6 protein-coding genes are annotated in these 8533 nt (G+C 34.3%); 1 reads left to right on the top strand and 5 read right to left on the bottom strand.

Annotated features, from left to right (window positions below; translation table 11 throughout):
- Positions 1-39: 39 nt before the first annotated feature.
- Positions 40-1335 (top strand): TaqI-like C-terminal specificity domain-containing protein, encoded by a 1296-nt coding sequence (locus tag H6F39_RS19800; RefSeq protein ID WP_242028679.1) that lies wholly within the window; start codon positions 40-42, stop codon positions 1333-1335.
- Positions 1336-1427: 92 nt separating this feature from the next.
- Here H6F39_RS19800 and H6F39_RS19795 read toward each other — a convergent pair whose 3' ends face one another.
- The 5 genes from H6F39_RS19795 to H6F39_RS19775 form a co-directional block, all read right to left on the bottom strand.
- Positions 1428-2615, bottom strand: a complete 1188-nt coding sequence (locus H6F39_RS19795; RefSeq protein WP_190397280.1) for an FtsW/RodA/SpoVE family cell cycle protein — start codon at positions 2613-2615, stop codon at positions 1428-1430.
- 76 nt (positions 2616-2691) lie between these two features.
- Positions 2692-3801 (bottom strand): glutamate 5-kinase, encoded by a 1110-nt coding sequence (gene proB / locus H6F39_RS19790; protein ID WP_137909576.1) that lies wholly within the window; start codon positions 3799-3801, stop codon positions 2692-2694.
- Between the two features lie 82 nt (positions 3802-3883).
- Entirely contained in the window at positions 3884-5080 is a 1197-nt protein-coding gene (locus tag H6F39_RS19785; protein WP_137909577.1) for an RNA-guided endonuclease TnpB family protein, read from the bottom strand.
- A 333-nt stretch (positions 5081-5413) separates the two neighbouring features.
- Entirely contained in the window at positions 5414-8026 is a 2613-nt protein-coding gene (locus H6F39_RS19780; protein WP_190397279.1) for a carboxypeptidase-like regulatory domain-containing protein, read from the bottom strand.
- Between the two features lie 22 nt (positions 8027-8048).
- Positions 8049-8417: a CARDB domain-containing protein gene (locus H6F39_RS19775; RefSeq protein ID WP_190397278.1), complete on the bottom strand. Its 369-nt coding sequence runs from the start codon at positions 8415-8417 to the stop codon at positions 8049-8051.
- Positions 8418-8533 lie beyond the last annotated feature (116 nt).

The raw sequence follows: 8533 nt of genomic DNA, 5'->3' as shown, positions 1-8533 counted from the left end.
AAAGCTGAGAGAACGAAGCGGGAGAAAAAAATCGCTAAGTTGAATAATGAAATTGATAAGTTACGGGTGGAAATTGAGGAAATAGAAAATGGTAGAATGTATGAAAATGCTTTGGAATGGCGCTTTGAGTTTCCTGAAGTGTTAAATAATGATGGTGTTTTTGTTGGTTTTGATGTGGTTATGGGAAATCCTCCTTATGGGTTATTTCCTTCCAAATCAGAATTAGTCTTATTGATTAATAAATATAATTATCTAGGTATAAATAATTCCCTAAAAGACAGCTATTTTACATTCTGCTTATTAGGTTTAAAGGATATTTTAAAACCTCATGGATACCTATGTTATATAGTACCTAATACTTGGAAATTACTTGATGTAGCACAGCAGTTTAGACAAAGTTTAATGAGTGAGTTTTATTTTTTGGGTATAGATGAATTTAAAACAAAAATCTTTGATGAAGCGACGGTAGACTGTGATATTATTTTTATCCAAAAAAATCAATTAGCAGAATATAATGTAAATATAAAACTGAGAAATAGAAATATAATTGAGCGTGTCAATGTTCTATCAAAAAATACTTTATTAAAACAGCGATTTTTTAATTTTTCACTTGATGAAAAGCAAATATTGTTATTAGATAAAATTCAATCATGCTCTTTCTTAGTAAAAGATTACTTTGAAATCAAAAATGGTGTTAAACCTTACGAAGTTGGTAAAGGTTATCCACCACAGACCAAAAAAATATTAGATGAAAAACCTTATACTGCTGAAACTAAATTAAATGATAATTTTCAGCCATTAATAGGTGGACGTTATTTTCATAAATATGTGATTTTATGGAATGAAAATTTCTGGATAAGCTATGGTCAATGGCTCGCAGCACCCAGGGAAGAATCAATATTTCAAGCCAAAGAAAAACTAATTTTCAGACAGACTAGTGATCAAATAATTGGAACTTTGATTTCCTCTGGATTTATCATACGGAACAACGTTCATATTATTCTTAAAAAAGATGAAAAGTCTGATATTTTTGCTCTTAAATATCTGCTAAGTATCTTAAACTCAAAATTAGTTGATTTTGTTTACACTAGTATGAATCCAGAAAAGGGAGAGGCCTTAGCAGAGGTAAAAGCATTTCATTTAGGAATATTACCCTTTTATCCACTTTCAAGAAAAGATCAATTTCCTTTGATTAAAATAGTTGATCAAATTCTCACCGCTAAAAAATCAGATCCACAAGCAGATACAACCGCATTAGAAACAGAAATAAATCAACTAGTTTATCAACTTTATAACTTAACACCAGAGGAAATTAAAATCATAGAAAATAACTAATAAATAACCAACAACTTGAGAGGATGTTTTCCAAGTCAGATCCCCGACTTTTTTAATAAATCAGGAATCTAACAAACCCAACATTAATAAACTTAAAATAGTCCCTTTCTTGATCGATTTTCCCGTTGTGTTTTTCGTAAAGGAACTACTTCAGCTTCACTACCTTCCCTAGCTACTCGAATTAATAATGCAGAAGATAGTAAACTAGCAATCATAGAATTACCACCATAACTAAACATAGGTAGGGGTAAACCTGTAGTTGGTAACGCACCTGTAGTTACACCAATATGTAATAATGATTGTCCAACCATGACAAATACCACACCAATTGCGACTAATTGGGAGATCAGATTTTTGGATTTGAGGGCGATAATTAAGCCTAAAGTCGCAAATATTGCTAACATTAGTAATAATAAAATACCGCCAACAAAACCAAATTCTTCCGAAAAAATTGCAAAGATAAAATCAGTATCTTGAATTGGTAAATAGAATAACTTTTGTTGAGAAAGTCCAAATCCAGATCCCCAAGTTTGACCCGAACCCACAGCCAATAAACTTTGTACTAACTGATAACCATCTCCGGTAGCATCAGCCCAAGGATTCATAAAAGACATAATACGTTTGCGTTGATATTCCTTGATGCTAATGCTGATTAATGCTAATAGCACACCACCTAAAGCTGTTCCTCCCAGGTATTTATATGGTATTCCTGATGCTAAAGCAATAAACCAAATTGTCATCCCACAAAGTGCAGTTGTACTTAAATTGGGTTGGGCTAAAATTCCTAAAAGCAGAAGACAAAAAACACCCAACCAAGACAAACGAATTCCCCAAGTGAGTTTTTCCCACTGACCAAAAAGTGTTGCACTTTGTAAAACTAAAAATGGTTTAATTAATTCTGATGGTTGGATAGGAATCGGTCCAATAGCTATCCACCTAGCAGCATCAAAGGCTTTTTTTCCTAATCCTGGAATTAATGTCATAAAAATTAACAGCAGGAAAAATATCAAAAACCAATGGGAAACACCCAAAATTTTTCGTAATGGTAGATTGACAATGATATTGAAAATAATTAAACCAACTATAGCCCAAAGAATTTGACGTTTGAAATAATATAAACCGTCACCTTGACGATCATCCGCAACGGGATAGGAAGCAGAAAAAAGCATAATTAAGCCAATAAACATCCACATTAATGTTAACCAGCGTAATAATCGGGCTTCTAAACCCCAGCTAGAAACAGAATTATCAAAAATTGGGATTAAACGCAGTAGATTCACAAGATATTAGAGATATAGAACAGGAAAAAAGGGACTGTGGTTCGATAAACTACTTTTAATCTGCTAAAGGACATTCTTAAATCAAAACTAAATTATCTCGGTGGATCACGGTATCCACCCCTGCATAACCTAAAATTTCTGGAATGTCCCGTGAATGTCGGCCGCAAATTTGCTCTAATTCCTGACTATTATAATTCACTAATCCTCTAGCAATTTCATAGCCATGACTATCGCATAATTGTACTGCGGCTTGATTGTCAAATTCTCCTTCTAGGGCTTTAATTCCCGCTGCTAATAGAGATTTTCCCCCTTTCGTAATAGCAGCGATCGCTCCTGAATCTAAGTATAATTTACCACTGGGAATTAATCCGTAAGCTATCCAACGTTTTCGGGCTGAGGTTGGTTCTGGTTGAGGTATAAAATGTGTTCCTATCAGTTCCCCTTGCATAATTTTGGCAATATTCCGGGGAAACCGCCCCTGGGTAATGACTGTGCGGATACCCGCAGCGATCGCAATTCTGGCCGCAGAAATTTTAGTCATCATCCCTCCTGTTCCCCACCCAGATCCCTGGCCACTGGTTTGAATCTGTAAATCTGTCAGTTCTTGCATACTACTAACCAAGCTAATAGGTTTAGCATCGGGTACAGAACGCGGATCAGCAGAGTATAATCTATCAACATCCGTTAATAAAAATAACCAATCTGCTTCTACTAAACTAGCTACTAACGCGGACAGGGTATCATTATCACCAAATTTTAATTCTTCTACGGCTACTGTATCATTTTCATTGACTATCGGAATTACTCCTAAATTTAGTAATTCTTGAAAAGTGTTGTTAGCATTAAGATAGCGGCTACGATGTACCAAATCTGCTCTCGTTAATAATACTTGGGCAATCGGCTGTTGTATTATACTAAATAAATCATCATATATACGTATTAATCTGCCTTGTCCGACAGCCGCTACAGCCTGTTTTAAAGCGATAGTTTTGGGACGCTCCATTAAACCTAAGCGCCCACAACCTACCCCTACAGCACCAGAAGAAACTAAAATTACTCGGTGTCCCTGTTGTCTCAAATCACAGAGAGTTTCTGCTAAAGTAGCAATAGTAGAAAGGGCTAATTGTCCTGTTTCCGGTTGGGTTAAGCTAGAAGTGCCGATTTTAACAACAATTGTTTTACTCATTAGTCAGTTATAGGAATTTATATCAGGTAACCTAACCGTTCGTGTTAAACTAAACAAATCTCCATCTGTTCAAAATGACACTTTATAAAGGCATAACCTTTATTGGTGTAACGGCGACACTCCCTATCCCATTTGCAAAAGCATTTGGGAATACTTTTCTGACAATATTAGCTGCCCCATTGCAATCTGCATTTAGGAGGATTCCTTTAGCAGATTTGAATAGACCACGCTTTACTCTCTTACCAAGATAAGAGGAGTGTTTTTCTATAGGTTCTAGGTCTAAAGCACTGCATTTTGAGGTATAAGATTCTTCAGTTACTACAACTTTGATTCCTGCTAATTGACATTTATAAGTTAGTTGGTCAATTAATCTTGCATGGGGAATCTGTGTAAATGACTGATTATTCTTTTTACCTATATTGATCTTCTGTTTCCAGTTATCATTCTTACCAATAACTAACGTACCAAGATCACAAGCCTTAAGTAGATTAACAATCGTTCTACTTGTATTGTGTAGATAATTGTCAACGTAGTTGTTTCTATAAGCAGTCATCAATTGAATCGACTTACTAGTCTTGCGTTGATCACCTAATTGAGCTTGTAACTTAGCTTTGGTTTTGTTATAGAACTGGTTTACTGATTTAAGTGGTCGTCCATTAATCAGCAAAGGTTTGAATCCTGGTTGATTTGAAGTTAACGCTACTAAATTAGTTAAACCAATGTCAATACCCGCTACATAATCACTGGTAGATAGCTCTTCTTCCTGCTTCCCATATACAATTTCAACAACATAGCAAGTGGGGCGAGGTACTAAACGCACTTCAACCACATTATCTACCTGAGTTGGAATCTTAATATCACTCATTGATAAGTGACAGATTCCCTTCTTCAATTCAGCTTTGTAAACTGACTCATGATAGTAGATAACTACATTACGTCCCTTAGCTTTATCTTTGTAACCAGGTATTCTAGGTTTTCCTAAGAACTTAGAAGGATTCTTCTTCCATTCTTTATGAGCCTCAAAATACCCAGTCCAAGTAGATACTAGTCCTTTGATAATTTGCTTACTGACTTTAGTAGGTAAAGCACGGTAGTCTACATAATCTTTAACTAAATGATAAAGGTCAGGGAGACTATATTTCTTACCAGTGTCAAAGAAGTGCTGACGACAAATGTAATTAGCTACATTGTATAAATTTTTTGAGAGGAAAGATAGTTGATCAATCTCTTTCCAATGTTGGTGAGATTGTTTAATGATATGTCTTTCAACTAAAATCATTTCTTCTTCCTTCTTTCTGCTCGGGGATTTTCTGATTATGATTTAAAATGGTGCGTTAATATATTATATGGCGAACTGCTTGCAGCAGCGCTTCGCTATCGCTATGCTATATTTAAAGTCTTTACCAATGGTGCTTTTAAATTATTTAAGATAGTTCTTCCTTATCAAGATGATAATAACATATTTAAAATCCTTTGTCAACACCTAAAAAGCAAATTTTTCGCGGTTTTTTTGCGTTTTGTTAGCTGTTCCCTGTCCACCTGTCCCCGTGGCGTAGCACCTGTCACCTGTCACCTAATTTTGGTGTGACACTTGCGTAAGTCCTAGCAACTTTCAAAACATCCTCCCAGGTAATTTTAAATTTAATTCTTGCAAAGTAGGAGAATCTGAATTAATTGTAATTCTATACGGTTCAACAGATTTGTTATTAACTTTTAACTCATAAGTTCCTTGTCGCAACTGTTCCAAATAGAAAATACCAGCACTATTTGTAATAGATGCAACTGATGATTTAGTATTATCAATAGCTTCAACTTTAGCACCAACAAGGGGTTTTCCTTCAGCATCTTTTACAGTTCCTGCTATAGTATAAGAAGCAACAAAAGGAACTGGAATAGTTGTATAACTACCTGCAACTATTTCCACAGCATAAGCAGGTTGAACCGGTTTCCAGTCTAGAGGATATCCAGCAGGATCTAAATCAAGACGGTAAATACCCAGAGGAACTTTAAATAAAACACCTTGTTTTGTAATAGTTGCTAAACTAGGACTAAATTTTTTATTATTCAGTATCAATAGTAGTTCCATATCCTGAGTATAAATCTCTTCATTCTGATCTCTAATACCGTTATTATTCTTATCTAAAAAAGGTTGAATAAATATACCACCCTCACTGCGTAAACGTTCAAATTGAGAGTCTCCAAATCTTAAATTAGGACTGAAATTAACTGCTGAACCAATTTCCAGCCGATAAGAGGCTGTATCTGATGTCATAGAAATTCCATCATAACGCAAACGCAAAGATAAACCGGGAATAAAAAAAGTAGAAACAGAAGCTAATAAACCACTACCTTGAGAACCGATACCATAACCGATATCAAAATCCCAGAGACGACGTTGATTAATATAGGGTGATTGATATTTCCATTTTAATGTTAATAAATTATTATATTTATTGCTAAAATTGCTGGTTTCATAACTTAAAATTAAATTTTCCTTTTCAGGGAGTTTGAAAAAACTAAAAATAGAACCTTCATAATTTAATTCTAAGCCGATACCAGTGGGACTAGCTCTAGCGGCTAAATTACGCCAACGCAGGTTACAATTCCAGTCTAATTGTCCTTTATTATCAATTTTCAGAGTTGAATAAGTAGATATTTTACCAATATTCTGATTGACATTTAATCCTAAATTCATAATACCATTGAGATTACTACCACTACTAGTAACACTTAAAAATTTAGCCGTATTCCAATTCAAATTAAAACTTTGAAACTGTTCATTACTGGATAAATTCAGATTTAACCGAGAAGATGGTTTAAATTCTAGATTAGCATTATATTTGAATTTATCTGGTACTTTTAAAGCAGATATAGCCAATTGGAAAGGAAAATTATTAGGTTGATAAAATACCTCACCTAATCCTAATAAACTTTGATCATGAATGATTCCTGCTCCTAATGTTAAAGAATCTATAACTCCATGACGATAAGCAATACCTCCACGAACATTATTTAAGTTGCCAAAAAAGTCATTATTTCTCGTTTCTCTGTTCATACCACCAGATACAATTAGGCTTGATGTTCCTTTAGTTAATTGTCCAGGTAAATTCAGAAATATCGGTTTTTTCTCTATGGGTGTACTTGCTAATTGTCCATTAGCATAAAGTAAAACTCGATAATTTTCACCATTAATGGGAACATTATCAAAACGGTAAATTCCTGAAGAATCAACTAATATTTCTCCAAAAATAAGATTATCATTTCCAGAAACTAATTGCACCAAAGTTCCCGGTTTTGCTGCTCCTTCAATAATGCGATTAATTGTAGAAGTTTGTAAGCCTTGAGAGGGAGTAAATGCCCTATTATTGAGCTTGTCGGCTTTAAATCCAAATCTTTTAATGGTTGTCAAACCCCAATAATCACCCTTAGTTTCACCTGTCCAGAAAGTAGGTTGAGAACCAATTACATAATCATGAAAATCACTGCGGTTTAAATATTGTCCTTCTTCTAGTTTCCAGGTGGTACTGTCCAATAAATTAGGTTGATTAATTCGAGAAAACCAACTTCCTTTTAATACTGTACCCACAAGATTTAAATTACCTTGATTAGTTAATTCTTTGCTATTTTCTCTACTACTAATATTAACTTTTTGCCCCACAGTTGAGAAGGTAAAATTAGGACTTTTAACAATAGGTAAACCTTCTATAATTACTTGTGATTCTTTTTGGCGATTTTTTCTGCCTTTCAAATTTAACCAAGGTGGTTCTAGTATGATAGAATAAGCTGCAATATCAAATTGAGATTTAACTTGCAATAACTCTTCAATTTGTGCGATAGATATAGCTAAACCTAATTCTGGATCTGAGGTTAATTGATTGAGTTTAATACGTTTGATTAAACCCACTCCTTTTATTTCTAATTCTCCATTCGGTAAGGTACTAACGGTCAAATTTAAGGCTGTAATTATATCTTGAAAAGGAATTAACCAATTAGGAAAATCAACAGCTTTTTCTCCGTCTTCATAACCTTTAACGGAGGCAGATTGTAAAACATTGCGTTTACCAATATTAATTCCTATTGGTAAGATAACAAATGGTGATGATTTTACTGCTGCTTGAGGGGCAATAGAAGCATCATTAACTTGAGAAATGGGAGCAGAAAAATTGTAACTTGTGTAACTTGACGCTAAATGGTAATAGGAATTAATTGATTCCTCTGCAAACATACTATATACAATTACAGACAATTTATTGTGGAGGTTTTTTTCCGGGATTGATATCTGCTGGAGACACAGTTAAATTGAGATTAAAGGGTAAATTTTCTGCATTTTTAGCATTCCAGGATAGTTTTCCTGAGAGTTGGTAATTACCAGGTGTCAAGGTTTTTCCTTGGGGGGGATAGGATATTTGAATATACCGTTCACCTTTAGCAATAATAGTAGTTTCTTCTACTTTACCAGAATTAACTGTTTTGCCATCTTGACTTAAATTCCACTCAGTTTTAGCGCGGGTTGTGGCTTCACCTGTATTATTAACTAATAATCTAATCTGCTTTTTCTGTCCATCGTAAAATGCCTTTTCTACTCCTAATTTGGGAACAAAATCACCATTAATCACATATACAGCAGTTTCCGAAGTTATGAGGTACAGTTAGTAATAATAAAGATAATACTGTCATGAAAGCATATTCAGTGGATCTCCGAGAAAAAATAGTTGCAGCCCATATTGAGGAA

Source organism: Dolichospermum sp. FACHB-1250, from assembly GCF_014696335.1.
In the GTDB taxonomy this organism is placed as follows: Bacteria; Cyanobacteriota; Cyanobacteriia; order Cyanobacteriales; family Nostocaceae; genus Dolichospermum; species Dolichospermum planctonicum.
This window is presented reverse-complemented; position numbering and strand designations above follow the sequence as displayed.